This window comes from Clostridium sp. AM22-11AC (assembly GCF_003473545.1).
Taxonomy (GTDB): domain Bacteria; phylum Bacillota; class Clostridia; order Lachnospirales; family Lachnospiraceae; genus Enterocloster.
In genome coordinates this window covers 181,423-197,097 of the sequence record NZ_QUCM01000002.1, presented here as the reverse complement: position 1 = coordinate 197,097, position 15,675 = coordinate 181,423, and the positions used below count along the sequence as shown (strand labels likewise).

Here is a 15,675-nt window from a genome sequence, read left to right as displayed (position 1 = left end):
TCTCTCCTCTCTTTACTTGATAAACATAGTAACACCAGGGCCAAGAGGCAGGTTAAATGCCCACCAGACACCTAATATGAGCAGTTCCGTGATCATAGTCGCTATTGCATATGGCATACAGCCTGCAAAAACCGTTCCCATACCCGGTGTTTTACTCTTGTCTGTATTATACTTACCGAGAAGTCCTACGATCAGTGCCACATCAGAAGAGATCGGTGCGATCGCATTGGTAGCAGAATCTCCGATGCGGTATGCTACTGTAGTTAAAGCCGGGCTAAAGCCGATCGCATAAAGCATTGGGATCAGGATCGGTGCCAGGATCATCCACTTTGAAGATCCGGAAGTCATAAATAAATTTAAAAATGTAGAGAAAAATACAATAAATACAATAAGGCCAAATCCATTGATACCTGATGTTTTTATCCATTCAGCGCCTGCAGCACCTAATGCAGTCGGAATATTAGATGCATTAAACAGGTAAATAAATAAGGAGGCCGGAAGTGCGATAACCATGAAATTAACCATGGAATTAATACTGCCTGCAAGCATCTTAGGCAGGGAATTCCAGTCTTTTAAAGCACCAGTTGTACGTCCATAGGCAATTCCTGTAACCATAAAGAATAAAAATAACAGTGTTAACACACTCTTTAATAACGGAGAGTTGGGAACAAGGCTTCCATCATCTGCACGGAAAACAGAATTTTGCGGAATGCATATGATGACCAGTAATGCCAGGTAAATAACTGCTGCGATCGCTGTATTCCGGAGTGCCTTATGCTCCAGGGGAGATAAATCTTTATCTGAAGAGCCAATCTGAATAAGACTTAAATCCTTTGCTTCGCCGATAAAGCCTCTGACAAATTTTGTTGTTACCACGGTAAATACCACTGTCAGGATAATGGCGCATGCAAACATAAAATACCAGTTCTGAAGTACATGTACAGTAGAGGTGTCGATTCCCAGAGAAGAACATACAGATTCATTGATACCACTTAACAGTACATCCAGATTTCCAACAAATACATTGGCAGACATTCCGGCATTACCTGCCGCATATGCCAAAATGATGCCCAGCCACGGATTATACCCCATTGAAGCAAATACCGCCGCTGCTACTGCTGTACAGCCTAAGATACCTGCATTAGAGGCTGTATTTGCATTGATCGCAATAAATGAAACAATGGCAAATACAAATGCCGGACGTACACCTGCGATCGTTCTCTTAATAAACGCACCGAACAGTCCCACCTGTTCTGCCAGTCCGATGGACAGCATCAGCAGGCCCATCATCATCATTGGTGAAAAGTTATAATAAATACTGTATAAATTCTGTGTTACATAATTTATGGTCTCTTTATTTAACAGGTTCTTTATAGTCACTGTTACAATTTCCCCGCCTGTTCCTTTGGAAGATGCACTTTCATAAGTCACAGAAACACCTGCAAATATCACAGAAAGAACAATTGCCACCACGATCAGGATCGTAAACAGATAAAATGGATGCGGAAGTTTATTACCAATAACCTCAACACCATTAATAAACCGGAAAAACAACCCCTTTTTTTCTTCTTTTGTCTTCTCCATACCTGATTCTCCTTTACTTTGTTTCATATACAACTTCTCCGCCAACAACTGTCTGCAGAGAGCAGATATCTTTTATTTCTTCTTCCGGGCATTTCATATAGTCACGGTCGATCACAACAAAATCTGCCAGTTTTCCCGGCTCGATACTGCCTTTTAACTGCTCTTCAAATGCTGCGTAGGCCGCCCAATTTGTGTAAGAACGCAGTGCTTCCTCCCGGGTCATTGCTTCCTGTGGATGCCATCCTCCTTCCGGTTTTAAATGCTCATCTTTTCTTGTTACCGCACAATACATGCTTAAAAATGGATTGCAGCTTTCTACCGGTGAATCCGTTCCGTTTGGTAAAGGATTTCCCTGGTCGATCAATGTTCTCCATGCATATGCACCTTTTATGCGCTCTGCTCCCAGACGTGCATCTGCTACATTTTTATCCGTCCGTAAAAATACAGTCTGATGAGTAGGTATAACCCCCAGTTTGCGGAAGCGTTCTATGTCTTCCGGGGCAATGATCTGGGCATGCTCACTTCTAAGACGTGCATCTTTATCTGGAAGCTCCTTTAAAAGCTGTTCATATACATCCAGACACTGACGGTTAGCTGCATCTCCAATTGCATGGCACCAGGTCTGGAAACCAGCCCTTCGCGCCTCATACAATACAGAATACAACTGGTCATTTGTCCACTTTCCATTTCCTTTATGACCTGGCTGGTCTTCATAGTCCTCTAACATCCATGCACTTCTGGCTCCTAAAGATCCATCAAGGGATATCTTATAGGCTCTGGCTGTAAGACGATTGTCATACATACCAATGCGGAGTCCCTTCTTAAAGAATTTTAAAGAGCCTTCCATCAGTTCCTGGTAATTCGGACGTCCCAGTACACGCATACTTACATAGATCCTTAATTTCAGACGCTCTTTTTCATATAATTCCTGCCATGCTTCCACCCACTCTTCCGGTGAGCCGGCATCCTGAACAGATGTTAAACCATTTGAAAAGAATTCCTGCTGGGCCAGCAATACGATCTTCTGGATCTGTTCCTTTGTATACGATGGTATCGCTTTATTAAATGGATCCTGCGCCTGATCAGTAACCACACCAAGGAGGCTTCCATCCTGCTTATGTAAAAATTCTCCCCCTGCCGGGTCTGGTGTATCCTTTGTGATCCCTGCTGTTTCAAATGCCTTTGTATTCGCCCATGCAGCATGTCCGCAGGCTCTTGTAAGGTATACCGGTGAATCCGGCGCCACAGCATCCAGGTCTTCTTTGGTAGGAAATGATGGATCATCCCACGTATCATTGATCCATCCCCGTCCAATGATCCATTCTCCTTTTTTCGCACTGCTGTAAGCATCAGCAACCATGTCCAGGATCTCCTGCTTTTGTTTCGATACCAGATTCAGGTTCAGCTTCATAGCACCTGTATTGGTAATGTGAAGATGGGCATCGATCAATCCAGGCAGTACCGTTTTTCCCTGAAGATCTATGATCTTCGTGTGTTCGTCACAATTTTCAAGAACTTCCTCTGTACTGCCAACAACACTAAATCTGTCCCCCGACACCCCGAATGCAGCGGCTGTGGAAAATTTATCATCTGCAGTATAAATATTCCCGTTGATCCATGCCATATCCAGTTTTCGCATCTTGATTCCTCCTCCTGTTTTTACATATGTGCTCTCGGAATCTTTTTGTACTTGATTTTGCGAGAAGATTTTTTGTCAGTTGTGCCCAAATTTTTGAGGCGTACGCGGTGCGTACGTTGATAAAATTCGGGTGCGACTGACGGAAAATCGGCCGCAAAGGCAAGTGCATGAAAGACTCCGAGAGTACATACATCATATTGACAGCCTTATTATTTTCAGCTAATATGATTGTAACTATTTTTGCAAATATAATCCAATACTAATTATTTATAAATTCTATAACATAAATGAATTGAATTTTCTGAATACTTATTCATTAGAGTTTCATCCTCTATTACAGTTTGTATTCCTCAGAAAGGATGATCATAAATGGATCTGAATAAGGTCACTTACCTTCTGGCACTTGCCGATACCAAAAACTATTCACGGGCAGCAGAACAATGCCATATATCACAGCCTGCTTTAACACGCTATATTAAAAACCTGGAAGAAGAATTAAATGTAACATTATTTGACCGTTCTTCTTTTCCCATCCGGCTTACCTATGCCGGTGAGCGATATATAGACGGTCTTTTGAAGATCCTGGAAATGAAAGAAAAACTGGATAAAGAAATGAGAGAAATTGCAGGGCATGTTCAGGACCATATCTCCATCGGCATGCACAGCACCCGCTGTTACAGCTGGCTTCCCCGCATTCTTCCTGACTATCAGAAAGTCTGTCCCAAAGTAAAGGTCAAACTGAGCGAGGGAAATTCAGCTAAATTACAAAAGGATGTAAAAAACGGGGTAATCGATGTATTTTTTATATGTTCAAAGCCTTCTGATCTTGATGGTCTGACATTTGTCCCTCTTTTTCAAGAAGAAATGACTCTTATTGTAAGCCGTACTGCAGCTGTTTTTCATAACTTAATACTTCCGGAAAACATCCCGGGAGTTCTCCAGTATATTCCTCCCCGTATTCTGGAACAGATTCCTTTCATTTCCCTGACACCGGGACATGGAACCTATGAATTTGCAAGGGAACAATTTAAAAAATTCCAAATATCCCCCTCTGTTTCTATGGAGCTTGACAATTCACCTACCGTGTACCGTTTAGTTCCCCAAAACAATGGATTTGGATTTGCTCCAGTAACTGTTACTTATGAAGAAAAATTTGACTATACACCTATTTTCTGCTCCATGGATCATCATGTGAGTTCAAGGGAAATCGGGTTGTTGTATCGGGATAGTTCTTCATTATCTCCTGCGGCCCGCCAGTTTATCCAGACAGCCAGAGAGGTTATCCCCAGTTTTGTAAAATCTGAGATCCCTCATTTTGAAGTCCGGGAAGATATTAACTTTTCTTAAACTCTATTAAATGAAAGTTTAAAATAATAACACCTGAAAGGTAAACCCAACAATGCTTTCCATATTATATGAAGATAACCATATTATAGTCGTAATAAAGCCAGACGGTCTGGAATCACAAAGCGGAAAAAGCTTTGCCCCGGACATGGTCAGTGAGATACGAAAACACCTGGCCAGTCATCCACAAGATATCCACAAATTAACAAAAGAAACATCCACAGCTTCAAAATATCCACAGCCACCTTATGTAGGAGTTATCCACAGACTAGACCGTCCGGTATCTGGTATTATGGTATATGCCAAGAATCCCAAGGCTGCAGCTTCACTTAGTACCAGCCTTCAGCAGGGAAAAATAGAAAAATGGTATCAGGCTGTGATCTGTGGAAAACCTGTGGATAACAATGGGACATATGTGGATTATCTTAAGCAGGACAAGAAAAACAACTGTTCACGGATTGTGGATAAGTCTGATCCTGAAAGCAAAAGAGCAGAGCTGGAATACAAAGTATTAGACTGTATACAAACGGAGGAAAAGGATCCCCAATACTTAAGTCTGGTAGAAATAAAGCTGCTCACCGGCAGGCATCATCAGATCCGGGTTCAGTTTTCCGGTCATGGAACCCCCCTTTATGGAGATGGCAAATACGGAAATAATGAAAAAGCTGTAAGAAAAAGCCTTGCTTTGTGTGCCTGCCATTTAAAATTTAAACACCCGGCAACTGGCAAGATCATGGATTTTCAGATAAAACCGGATACAGGAGCTTTTAAATTATTCAGCAAAAGCAACGACTAATACTAATAAACGAGCTGTGTACCTCTTTTTACCGTAGGTAACACAGCTCGAAAACTATAATTTCTAATTCAGATATTCCATAAGAACAGACAAGTAACTCTCTACTCCTATTTTCATGGCCTCTTCTTTCCAGGTAAATCGCGGATGATGGTTTACAAAACATTCCTCTCTCTCATGTCCTGAAAGCAGAAAGAAATAAGCTCCTGAAGTTCCTGTTGCATTCATATAATAGCTGAAATCATCACTTCCCTCATCATACTCCCCAATCTTTACCGAATCTTCCCCCATATTTTTACGGCAGGCAGAAATTACCAGATCCACAATTCCTGGATCATTGATGATTGGTTCATATCCATCTACATATTCCAGGTCAAATTTACAGTCCGTGATTTTTTCCATTCCTTCTGCTATATCATAAAGCTTCCTTTTTGTAATTTCTCTGGATTCCATATCATAGGAACGGGCATTCATGCTCATAGTTGCCTGTCCGGCTATAATATTGACAGCTGTTCCTACCTGCAAGGTTCCTACACTGATGATTTCTGAATTTTTAAAGCTTCCTGTTTAATGTCCATAATCCATTCCTCTCTTTCTATAGCCAATTAGCCACAATACCTGCAAATACTACGGATGAAATAGAAACTGTTACAATACCGGCAATAACCATATGTGGCTGAAGATGGCTGCGTAAGTAATTTTTTTCTGCGTCATTTTCTCCTACACTATTGGCGATCTCATTTGCAAGAATATAGGTTGTAGGAAAACCGAATAATGCAGAAGCTCCCAATGCTGTGCTTTAACCCGCCATATCCAGACAATGGAACAGGAGCTTGGACATTCCCTCTTTATCAGGCGAAAAGGATACCGCAATGCACAGCTTACAGATCAGGGCGCTGAATTTTATCGCATTGCCTGGAATAAAGACTTCAAATCCTGGCATTCTGAAAATTTTGATGAAACCATACCACCACTGGTTATTTTAGAGCATGCAGCCCTTGCAGCCTATTTTATGACAGAAAAATCCTGGACTTTCTGCCCTTATACCACAGCCATACGGCTTCAAAAAAATGGAGCTTGCATTTACGAACTTAAGAATTCTCCTCCAGAGCAGGTGGTATATTATCTGGTAAATGAAAACCGAAAAACGGCTACAATCCATAAATTTCTGGAACTTTTAACTGAGAAACTCAAAACACTTCCGAAAGATAAGATTACTTCTTTTCTCAGTTAAAACAAACATAAAAGAAAAACCTTGCATAATCCTTCGAGCAGTTGTATAGTATTAATTGTAACGATACATAGTTTTGATTACTACATGTAAAAGTTTTCAAAGCTTATATGACACATGCAAGGAGGTATCTGCTATGAGTGCAAAAATAAAAAGAAATATCTGCCGTATGAAAGACCCGGGAAGTGCCATTACCCATCTGATCGCTATGGTGTCTGCTGCCATCGCAGCTGTTCCCCTTCTGATCAAGGCAGCAAAAACGCCAGGCTACCTGCATCTGGCAGCACTGGCGGTGTTTATTTTAAGTATGATCTGTCTGTATGGAGCAAGTACCCTGTACCATACACTGAATATTTCCCCTGTTATCAATAAGCGTCTGCGCAAACTGGACCATATGATGATCTTCGTCCTTATTGCCGGAACTTATACCCCGGTATGCCTGATCGTTTTAGGCGATCACACCGGCTGGAACCTTTTAGGCCTTGTATGGGGCATTGCCCTTGTTGGAATCATCATCAATGCCCTGTGGATCACCTGCCCTAAATGGTTTTCTTCCCTGATCTACATTGCTATGGGCTGGATCTGCATCCTGGCGATCTCCAAGATCATTGCAGCGCTTCCGTCAGGAGGCTTTGCATGGTTACTTGCAGGCGGTATCATTTACACAGTTGGAGGCATCATCTACGCCCTGAAACTGCCTATCTTTAATTCCAGACACCGCTATTTCGGTTCCCATGAGATCTTTCACCTGTTTGTCATGGGCGGCAGTCTGTGTCACTATATGATGATGTATCAGTTTGTGGCATAAACCTGGTCCTCTGCAACCATGCACAGATCCATATTGCAGCCATGACTGATCAGCTCCTCTTTCTTTTTCCGGGGGAGCTGTTTGATTGCGTATTCCCGCTTCATAGCCTCCTGTTTTGTCTCAAAGGCTTCATAATAGGCCAGTGTAACCGGCCTTCTGGATTTTGTGTATTTGGCTCCGGTGCCGCTGTTGTGGGCATGGAGCCGTTTTTTTAAGTCATTGGTCCATCCGCAGTACAATGTTCCGTCTGCGCAGTGGAGTATATAGGTATAATTCATGTCTTTCCCCTGATGCACTATCTTATGATCTTACAGACCCCGGTCCCTTTCCTCTCCTGGTGCCCACTGGGTTATGTACCAGGCAGGGCAAAAAGCCCTGCCGTCCAGGTTCCGGAACCTGTAAGATCTATATAAAGCATCAGCGGATGCGTTACTATCATTATACGCTGATGCTTTTAAACTGTGTCAGTCCTTTTAAATTTTCCTTCTGAAAACTAAAAACGCCTGCCGCCGCCACCATGGCTGCGTCCGCTGCTGGAAGTATGTACTGTGCTCCGTCCTGATGAACTGCCTCCTGAATGTCCTCTGCCGCTTCCACCGGAAGTATTCCTTGGAATAGGAATGGAGCGGACAAACTGATTGACTAGCTTATCACCGGTAACAGAAAAATGAAAAGCGCAGTCTGCCCTGTATGCCTGAAGGCTGTTAGCTGCTTCCCTGCTGCTCTGCTTCATGGCATAGCGTTTTTTTATGTCCATACACACAGAGCCTGCCAGAATACCGGCGATCACAACCGCTGCCACTGCCTCATACCAGCGGATACTGCGGTAACGGACGATTTCCCCGGTATCACGGTCATAAGTATACTGACCAGACTCCACTCCCTGTTTCACATAGTCACTTACATCTTCCAGAAAAATCTGGGAAGCTGCCGCAAAATCCCTGTTTCCCAGATTTCCATATACATCATCTAAGATGGTTTCAATGCGCTCATCTGTAAGCAGGGTGATCATTGTCCCTGAAGTAGAAATATAACATTCTCCTCCTGACTGGCCCGGTCCGTCCATATAGTACAGAAGCAGTACACCGCTGGCTTTCTTTCCGACGCCAAATCCGCCGTAATCATAATAATCATCTGCATATTCTTCCGCCGTGCGGTCGTCTGCATAAGCGCTTACTACGACTACATCCATTTTTGTGTTTTTTCTGCACTGGGCGATCTCTTCCTCTAACTGGATCTTTTCTGTTTCACTGAACAGTCCCGCCTGGTCAAACACCCGCGTCTGACCGCTTACAGCTCCTGTCTGATCTGCCCACACTGCCATACTGCCCATGATCAGAAATACACAGATCAGCAGACCGGTCATTATCCCTTTTATCTTTTTCATCTCATCACCTCATCAGCCGATCCAGTATCCTAAAAACAGCAATATCACACATACCGGGATAAAAATACTTAAAAATAAAACTGCCAGCTTTTTCTGATCCACCGGAAGTTCACCCCATATCTTTCCCGTCTGTCCGTTTAAGGCAAAATAGTAGATCTTTCCTCTTGCCTTATCATTGTAAGTCACTGTCCACACAGGAAGCAGGGCCGTTGCCCAGGTCTCTCCTGTAATATCCGCCTGGTTCTTTCGTATCTGAACGCTGGAATAATTTCCTGTCTGACTGCTGAGACTGGATAATGCAAACTGCCTTACTTCTTCTTTCACTTCATTTACAAAACTGTCCTTTTCCATATCCCTGTTTTCTGCCATAAATCCGGAAAGATAACCCATGGAAAAGTCTTTTTTCTCATTCAGGCGGTAAGGCAGCACACCGTCGATCAGCTTTCGATTGGCTTTTTTTAAGGCATTTCTGGCTACAGAGTCAACGTTCATATCTCCCTGTCTGCGGATATCATAAACTTTTGTCTCTGTATAGCGCATTCCCGCCATATCCCACACTCTGACCGTCTTTCCCTCTGCCTGCAGATCACCTTTCACCTGGCAGCTATATAACCAGTAAGGAAAATACACACCGGTCATGCTCTCGATCTGACTGGCAGAAAAGAAATAATCAGGTACAAATTTTTTCCGGCCCACCCACTGGGTAAATATTTCCTGAGCCTTTTTCTTATCGATCTGGAAAGGAACTACATAATCAGGCTTAAACTCACCCCGCAGCTTTTCCTCCAGGACAATGGGATTGTGACAGTAGTAGCAGAAAGAAGCCGCTGTTGTCTCGTCTGTGACGATCTGGGCGCCACAGCTGGGGCAGGTGTACATGATGGGGGTAACAGTCTTTTTGGAGCCTGATACATGTTCCTCTGTCCCAGCCTCAGATCCTGCTCCTTCTGGTTCAGGATCACGCTGGACTTCTGCCTGCTTTCTGGCCTTCTCAAGCTCCCGCTTCTCTATCTCGTCCAGTTCTTCCTGTGAAAACTCGGAAAGGCAGTATTCACATTTATATTTCTGCTTTTCTGCATTAAACGTAAGCCCACCGCCGCAGTTGGGGCATTTATAGGTTATCACTCCCATACTCAGGCTTCTCCTCTTGGGCTTCCACATTCACTGCAGAACTTGCCCTTATTAACAGTACCGCAGTTTGGACAGGTCCACTCTACGGAAGGCCTTGGTTTTCCACACTCGCTGCAGAATTTTCCTGTGTTTTCCACATGGCAGGCAGGACAGATCCACGGTTGATTTGCAGTCTGCGCCGGCCGGACTGCCTGGGCACCTGCATTTGCTGCTCCATAACCCATCTGTCTGCCCTGGAAACCTCCATTTCCTGTTCCATGTGGCATCTGCTGTCCCTGCTGCATCTGCCGGTTCATCTGCATCTGCTGCATATTGGTTGCGGAAGCTGCTCCCATAAACGCACCGCTGTTCTGCATGCCAAATCCCATTCCCATATATCCTGCCATGGCACCATTTGAATTGGTTCCGGCGCCTTTCAGACCTTCGGCAATGGTACTTTGTACATAACCTTCTCTTACGGAAGGATCTCCCATCATAGCGCCTTTGTTGCGCATGTTGATCAGTTCCTGGGATGTCTCATCGTAGGAAATGCTTGCAATTCCCACAGACTGGATCTCCATACCACGCAGTTCTTTCCACTGCTCATCCAGTACATTTGCCATATATTTTCCCAGTTCCATGCTCTTGGACGGAACATAGGAAATGCGGATACCATCTGCTGACATCTGGTTAATGGAAGTCTGCAGTGCCTCTAAAAACTCATTTAAGTACTGCTCATTAATATCTTCCATTTCCAGGCGTTCTGCATTTTTCGGAACCACTTCTGCATAGAATTTCAGCGGATCTGTGATCTTAATGGAATACGTTCCATGGGCCCGTAAAAACAGCTCTGCATTATAAAAACTGTCAAAATAGTTGATGGCATTTTTTGTACCAAACTTCAGTCCCCGGATCTCCTGAAGATTGATATAATATACCCTCTGTGCAGTGGGGGCAATACCGCCAAAACGGATCCTTCCCAGGGACTCTTTTACTGCTTTTCCCAACGTTCCGTTCATCAGGGAAGGCTGTGTATCCAGGCTTACTTTGTAATATCCAGGCTCTGCCGTATAATCCACTACTTTTCCGCCGTCTACCAAAAGCATGAACTGATCCGGGTATACATGGATAATGGAACCTTCTGTTACCATGTTATCGGAACCTTTTCCATTTTCCCCTTTTCCTTTACGGATCTGAACGCCCTTTGTAAAAACAGTCTGGGCCCCCATATTGTCAGGTTCTAAGGCCTCCAGCCACTGATCCGCCAGTCCCGTTCCTACTGCATGTGCTGCCGCTTTTATAATTCCCATTTATTTTTTCCCCTTTCTACTGGTTTTCTTATGCTTTATGGGCTCTACAAAATGGATCGCCCGGTTGATCAGGGCCATTCCCGCTGCCAGCTGGATCAGGATACTGAAACCGATCCAGTGCTTTATGATAAATCCATTTTCCGGTATTCCAAAATAACTTACAATATCTGCTAACGGTGTTCCTCTTCCTGCCTGTCCCCCGATCACTGCCATAAATGTAACAGCCGGATTTAACAAAAACAGATAAAAGAAACCACCGGAAGAAGCTTTCGCACTGCTCTCACCTAAAACATAGGCTGCGCTCCGCTGCAGATCCATTCCTGATACGGAAAGAGCAAAGCGGTTCAGAAAGTAAGTTCCCGCAACCACAGCGGTCAGTGTTCCATATGTTACAACCGTTGAAACCGTAGATCTCTTAAAAGCTGCTGAAAAACAGATGCCAATACTTCCTGCAAAAAAAGCTACTGTTACATAACATAGGATCAGAGAAAACGCATCTGTCCAGGTAATTCCTCCATATACAAATACCATGGCAACTGCCGGAAAACTGGAAAGGATCAGCAAAAATAAGGTACTGAGGGCGCTTAAAAGCTTTCCTGTTACGATCTGTCCGGCACTCATCCGTGTAGTCAGCATCAGATCTAAGGTCTGCCGCTCCCGTTCCCCGCTGATCGCTGAAGCAGTCACTGCAGGAACGATAAACATTAACAGGATAAATTCCATGGACGTAACAAATTCATATAATTCCATAAAACTGCTGTACTGGATACTGGCTGACGCCTTTACCTGCATGATCACAGAATACATATTTAAAAGAGTTACCAAAAACAAGATCCCATTAAACAGGAAAATGATCAGGGGCAGCTTCATGCTTCTGGAACTTACCCGCATTTCCCGGTTATAGACCGGATTCTGCTTCATAAGACGTCACCACCCTTTCTTCTTCATGGTCAGTCAGCTGCATAAAGACTGTTTCCAGGCTGCCTTTCTCTCTGGTAAAGCCATTTACCAGCACATCACTGTCGATCAACTGCTGCAGCAGGATCGCCTCATCCTGGGCATCCCCGGTGAAGCGGACACAGATATCCTTTTCCCTCATGGAAATAGTGCGCACACAGGGGTGGCTCTTTAAAATAGACAACGCTTTTTCCATGTTGCTGTAAACAGAGATCACCAGGGGATTGGACGCATTGACTCTTGATAAAATGTCCTGGATATTTCCCTCTAAGATCATCCTTCCCTGGTCAATGATACCGATATCCGTACACATTTCAGAAAGTTCCGAGAGCACATGGGAGCTGATGAGAATGGTCTTTCCCGCAAATTTCAGGTCTTCCAGTATCTCTTTAAATTCCACTCTTGTGCGGGGATCCAGTCCGGAAGTTGGCTCATCTAAGATCAGGATCTGAGGATCATGGATCAGCGCCCTTGCCAGACACAACCTCTGTTTCATACCTCTGGAAAGACCGTCCACATAAAAATCCAGCTTATCTTCCAGACCCACCTGCTCCAAAAGGGCAGTGTAACGTTTCCTTGCCACCAGTCCGTCCAACTGATAACAGGAAGCAAAGAAACTCATATATTCCCCTACTGTCAGGTTATCGTAAACACCGAAAAAATCAGGCACATATCCAATACAGGACTTTAACTGGTCCGGATCTGCCAGAGCATCTTTTCCGTTGATCAATACGCTTCCCTCTTCTGCCTGTAAAAGCCCGGTCATGATCTTGATCGCCGTCGTCTTTCCCGCTCCATTGGGACCGACAAATCCATAAAGAGCGCCTTCCTTTACAGTCATGTCCAGACCACTTAAAGCATGATATTTGCCATATATTTTATGCAGATTTTCAATCTTAAGCATTACTTGCTCCTTCCTGTGACTGTAAGTACCGGAAGCATGATATTCCAGGTATATTCTCCTGTGGTATCATATACATACTTCACTGTAATGGTATTTCCCGGTGACAGATATTCTTCCAGCTCTTCCCTGGTATAGTGATCTTTCTCCGGCTTCATCAGATCATAGTCCCCTGTATTGTAATTATAAAAATACATGCCGCCTGTAAATGGAACTGTGTAATAATAACGCAGACTGTCAGAAGCCTCTGCTGTCAGCGGATGGAAGTCCAAAGCTTCCACATCTGTTTCATTTCCCAGATAATACTCCAAGATCACAGGCGCCATTCCATACATGGTATTTCTGTCCGCGTCATATTCTCCGGAAAGAACATTTGGCTGTTTCTGCATGGCAGATCTGTATACATTTCCGCCCTTTTCATAATTTACATCCAGTTCTGAGGTAAGAAGGGTACAGCCATAAGCCTCATAGTCATTTTTCTTCAGGAAATCCAGATTTTCTTTTCCTCTTCCAAAAGCAACCACACTGGCCTGTGCATGATAACCGGAAAGATAATTTTCAATATAAAATGAAAGCAGATTGGCCCGCTCTAATGCCTGAACATAGGTGGCATCTTCCATATCCCCGTTTCTGTCATACAGGGAAACGCCTGTGATCTGGGAAGCCAGCGCATAGCTGAAATTGGTCGCGCAGAAAGTCACCTGACGGTTATCTAAGGAGATCGTCTCACCTGGTTCCATATTTCCGATCAGCAGCAGCTGATTGTAAAGAAGAATTGCTGCGTTCTCTACTGCATAAGAATAGTTATTGGTAAGAGTACCGGAAACTGTTCCGTTAAAAGCCCGGATCTCACCTGAGAAACCTTCTCCTGTTTCATTCTGGGTGTGAAGCTCCATCTGGAAAATTTTGGAATTAAAGGCCCCTGTATCCACTGCCTGGATCCAGGTGGCATCTTCCCCATAGCGGATGGTAATATCTGCTTCTCCTTCACCAAAAAATTCCTTCGATGGATTTTGGTCATAATAAGGACTGCCTGTAACGGGATACAGACGGTACTGGGGATTTAATTCCACTGAATACGTCTTATTATAAGGAGCCCGCATATTGATAAAAGTCGTCTCTGTTTTATCTGTCTGGCTGGTATTTTCTATGGTAGCGTAAGTGAAAAACGGTCCCTTAAAACGGGTTCCTGTTCCCATTAAGATCACCATACCAGTGGTACAGATGGCGATCAGTGCCACTGCAGGCTGGTAATATTCCCGCAGATCTCTTTGTTTTAAGAAGAAGTAAAGTCCCGGACCTGCCAGGGCAATATATGCCACTGCCAGGGTCATGTAAAATCCGATCTTTGGAAGATTGCGAATATTTCCTGTATTTACCAGACTCTGGACAGACCAGAACTGGTTGTAATTTCCACCACCTGCGTTGCTGTTTAAGGTATTGATTCTGTCTTCACCAAGGAGTGCTGTAAGGAAATAATCTGCATAGGAGTTGTCTTTTAAACAATATTCTTCCAGATCCGTAAAATCAAAAATTGCTGCCGCTGCCATTCCATTTCCTACAGAAGTAGAAGAAAGAACCGTAAGGGAACCACTTGTAAGCAGGTCTGTTCCGCCTTTTAAATCCACTTCTGTTCCTTCCAGGGAAAGAATATTTTCCCCCGGTTCCCTGGCTGTACGGTCCTGTCCCATCTGGATCTCGTAAACCATTCCAGGTGAAACCGGATATTCCAGCAATTGTTTACTGAAAGCAGATAATGTTTCATCTCCCCTGGCACCTGTTCCAAACAGTAAAATACCGCCACGGTGTACCCATTCCCAGATCGCCTCTGTCTGCTCTTCTGTAAGGGTCTCTGAGTTAAAATCCGTGATCAGAAGCACATCTAACTGGTCCAGTCCCAGTTCTGTATCCGGCAGATCATACACAGACAGGTCAATGGTCTTTGTACGCAGCATACTGTAATTGACACCTACCTGCTCCAGATAGGAAAGGCGTTCCGGCTCATCACAAAGTACACCGATAAACAGCTGGGCTGCATCTGTGTTCAGATCCATTTTCAGCCGTTTGCTAAGTACCTCATTGCCGGCCCCATCCATAAGTGTGATGTACATCAGGTCTGACTTGCTGCAAAGAGAGATATTTAACTTCTTTTCAAGGCTACTGTCTCCCTGGATCATGACCGGAAATTCGTAGCGGTATGTATCATATTTTTCCTGGGAATTGTTGCTGTAACCGTCATAGTCCGGTTCCTGGGAAGTAACGCACAAAGTTCCTTCAAAGGTTTCCTCTGACGTATTGTCTAACTGTATATCCAGTGGAAGAAAACGCCCGCTTTTTGCCACATTGTCATATCCATAGACCACATCCATACGGATAGGGCCTTCCTCCGGCGCTGCTTCTGTTTTAAGCACCTGCTCACTGTCCGTACTGTCGGAAGTATCTGCTGATGCCCCTGCCGCTGTCCCCATTCCCGGTCCGTCTGCTGTCATGGCAGCCAGAGCCGAAAAACTCATGGACGCGGACAATATGACCGCAAAAAGGGTGCCTCTCAGCGCCCTTTTTTTTCTCATTCCAACCATTTTATTTTTGCCTGTATCCATCCTGTAATTCC

General features: G+C 44.1%; 15 protein-coding genes. 4 read left to right on the top strand and 11 right to left on the bottom strand.

Going from position 1 to position 15,675, the window contains the following annotated elements; genetic code table 11:
• Positions 1 to 12: 12 nt before the first annotated feature.
• Together DW251_RS03600 and DW251_RS03595 are read right to left on the bottom strand one after the other, a co-directional pair.
• A complete protein-coding gene (locus DW251_RS03600) occupies positions 13 to 1,584 on the bottom strand; it encodes an AbgT family transporter (protein WP_177295320.1) in 1,572 nt (523 codons plus the stop codon).
• Positions 1,585 to 1,597: 13 nt separating this feature from the next.
• Entirely contained in the window at positions 1,598 to 3,223 is a 1,626-nt protein-coding gene (locus tag DW251_RS03595) for an amidohydrolase (RefSeq protein WP_118300256.1), read from the bottom strand.
• Positions 3,224 to 3,592: 369 nt separating this feature from the next.
• On the opposite strand from DW251_RS03595, the gene DW251_RS03585 reads away from it, so the two are divergent.
• Both DW251_RS03585 and DW251_RS03580 read left to right on the top strand, forming a co-directional pair.
• Positions 3,593 to 4,570 carry a LysR family transcriptional regulator gene (locus DW251_RS03585; RefSeq protein WP_118300254.1) on the top strand — a complete coding sequence of 326 codons (978 nt, stop codon included), beginning with the start codon at positions 3,593 to 3,595 and terminating at the stop codon, positions 4,568 to 4,570.
• A 52-nt stretch (positions 4,571 to 4,622) separates the two neighbouring features.
• Positions 4,623 to 5,363: an RluA family pseudouridine synthase gene (locus DW251_RS03580; protein WP_118300253.1), complete on the top strand. Its 741-nt coding sequence runs from the start codon at positions 4,623 to 4,625 to the stop codon at positions 5,361 to 5,363.
• A gap of 63 nt (positions 5,364 to 5,426) precedes the next feature.
• Here DW251_RS03580 and DW251_RS03575 read toward each other — a convergent pair whose 3' ends face one another.
• On the bottom strand, positions 5,427 to 5,885 hold the full coding sequence (locus DW251_RS03575; protein ID WP_118300252.1) for a M20/M25/M40 family metallo-hydrolase: 459 nt from the start codon (positions 5,883 to 5,885) through the stop codon (positions 5,427 to 5,429).
• A gap of 70 nt (positions 5,886 to 5,955) precedes the next feature.
• Positions 5,956 to 6,150: a hypothetical protein gene (locus tag DW251_RS03570; protein WP_118300251.1), complete on the bottom strand. Its 195-nt coding sequence runs from the start codon at positions 6,148 to 6,150 to the stop codon at positions 5,956 to 5,958.
• A 30-nt stretch (positions 6,151 to 6,180) separates the two neighbouring features.
• Here DW251_RS03570 and DW251_RS03565 point away from each other — a divergent pair, with 30 nt between their 5' ends.
• Positions 6,181 to 6,594, top strand: coding sequence for a LysR family transcriptional regulator (locus tag DW251_RS03565; RefSeq protein ID WP_118300250.1), 414 nt, complete (start codon positions 6,181 to 6,183; stop codon positions 6,592 to 6,594).
• A 133-nt stretch (positions 6,595 to 6,727) separates the two neighbouring features.
• Positions 6,728 to 7,399, top strand: a complete 672-nt coding sequence (locus DW251_RS03560; RefSeq protein WP_021870424.1) for a hemolysin III family protein — start codon at positions 6,728 to 6,730, stop codon at positions 7,397 to 7,399.
• Here DW251_RS03560 and DW251_RS03555 read toward each other — a convergent pair.
• The 7 genes from DW251_RS03555 to DW251_RS03525 form a co-directional block, all read right to left on the bottom strand.
• A complete protein-coding gene (locus tag DW251_RS03555; protein WP_021870423.1) occupies positions 7,384 to 7,677 on the bottom strand; it encodes a GIY-YIG nuclease family protein in 294 nt (97 codons plus the stop codon). The two genes, DW251_RS03560 and DW251_RS03555, sit on opposite strands and share 16 nt — an antisense overlap.
• A gap of 215 nt (positions 7,678 to 7,892) precedes the next feature.
• Positions 7,893 to 8,786: a TPM domain-containing protein gene (locus tag DW251_RS03550; protein WP_021870422.1), complete on the bottom strand. Its 894-nt coding sequence runs from the start codon at positions 8,784 to 8,786 to the stop codon at positions 7,893 to 7,895.
• A 12-nt stretch (positions 8,787 to 8,798) separates the two neighbouring features.
• Complete coding sequence (locus DW251_RS03545; protein WP_021870421.1) at positions 8,799 to 9,917, bottom strand: hypothetical protein; 1,119 nt, start codon at positions 9,915 to 9,917, stop codon at positions 8,799 to 8,801.
• A 2-nt stretch (positions 9,918 to 9,919) separates the two neighbouring features.
• Positions 9,920 to 11,206 carry an SPFH domain-containing protein gene (locus DW251_RS03540; protein ID WP_118300249.1) on the bottom strand — a complete coding sequence of 429 codons (1,287 nt, stop codon included), beginning with the start codon at positions 11,204 to 11,206 and terminating at the stop codon, positions 9,920 to 9,922.
• Positions 11,207 to 12,127, bottom strand: a complete 921-nt coding sequence (locus DW251_RS03535; protein WP_118300248.1) for an ABC transporter permease subunit — start codon at positions 12,125 to 12,127, stop codon at positions 11,207 to 11,209.
• Positions 12,105 to 13,067 (bottom strand): ABC transporter ATP-binding protein, encoded by a 963-nt coding sequence (locus DW251_RS03530; RefSeq protein WP_021870418.1) that lies wholly within the window; start codon positions 13,065 to 13,067, stop codon positions 12,105 to 12,107. The genes DW251_RS03535 and DW251_RS03530 overlap by 23 nt, the downstream gene beginning before the upstream one ends.
• Positions 13,067 to 15,664 carry a hypothetical protein gene (locus tag DW251_RS03525; RefSeq protein ID WP_243034867.1) on the bottom strand — a complete coding sequence of 866 codons (2,598 nt, stop codon included), beginning with the start codon at positions 15,662 to 15,664 and terminating at the stop codon, positions 13,067 to 13,069. The genes DW251_RS03530 and DW251_RS03525 overlap by 1 nt, the downstream gene beginning before the upstream one ends.
• Positions 15,665 to 15,675 lie beyond the last annotated feature (11 nt).

What these genes read in the sequence shown, in the direction of transcription:
- DW251_RS03585 (WP_118300254.1), top strand. Translation starts at nt 3,593, where the DNA reads ATGGATCTGAATAAGGTCACTTACCTTCTGGCACTTGCCGATACCAAA.
- DW251_RS03535 (WP_118300248.1), bottom strand. Translation starts at nt 12,127, where the DNA reads ATGAAGCAGAATCCGGTCTATAACCGGGAAATGCGGGTAAGTTCCAGA.
- DW251_RS03600 (WP_177295320.1), bottom strand. Translation starts at nt 1,584, where the DNA reads ATGGAGAAGACAAAAGAAGAAAAAAAGGGGTTGTTTTTCCGGTTTATT.
- DW251_RS03555 (WP_021870423.1), bottom strand. Translation starts at nt 7,677, where the DNA reads ATGAATTATACCTATATACTCCACTGCGCAGACGGAACATTGTACTGC.
- DW251_RS03545 (WP_021870421.1), bottom strand. Translation starts at nt 9,917, where the DNA reads ATGGGAGTGATAACCTATAAATGCCCCAACTGCGGCGGTGGGCTTACG.
- DW251_RS03595 (WP_118300256.1), bottom strand. Translation starts at nt 3,223, where the DNA reads ATGCGAAAACTGGATATGGCATGGATCAACGGGAATATTTATACTGCA.
- DW251_RS03565 (WP_118300250.1), top strand. Translation starts at nt 6,181, where the DNA reads ATGGAACAGGAGCTTGGACATTCCCTCTTTATCAGGCGAAAAGGATAC.
- DW251_RS03525 (WP_243034867.1), bottom strand. Translation starts at nt 15,664, where the DNA reads ATGGATACAGGCAAAAATAAAATGGTTGGAATGAGAAAAAAAAGGGCG.
- DW251_RS03540 (WP_118300249.1), bottom strand. Translation starts at nt 11,206, where the DNA reads ATGGGAATTATAAAAGCGGCAGCACATGCAGTAGGAACGGGACTGGCG.
- DW251_RS03580 (WP_118300253.1), top strand. Translation starts at nt 4,623, where the DNA reads ATGCTTTCCATATTATATGAAGATAACCATATTATAGTCGTAATAAAG.
- DW251_RS03530 (WP_021870418.1), bottom strand. Translation starts at nt 13,067, where the DNA reads ATGCTTAAGATTGAAAATCTGCATAAAATATATGGCAAATATCATGCT.
- DW251_RS03550 (WP_021870422.1), bottom strand. Translation starts at nt 8,786, where the DNA reads ATGAAAAAGATAAAAGGGATAATGACCGGTCTGCTGATCTGTGTATTT.
- DW251_RS03560 (WP_021870424.1), top strand. Translation starts at nt 6,728, where the DNA reads ATGAGTGCAAAAATAAAAAGAAATATCTGCCGTATGAAAGACCCGGGA.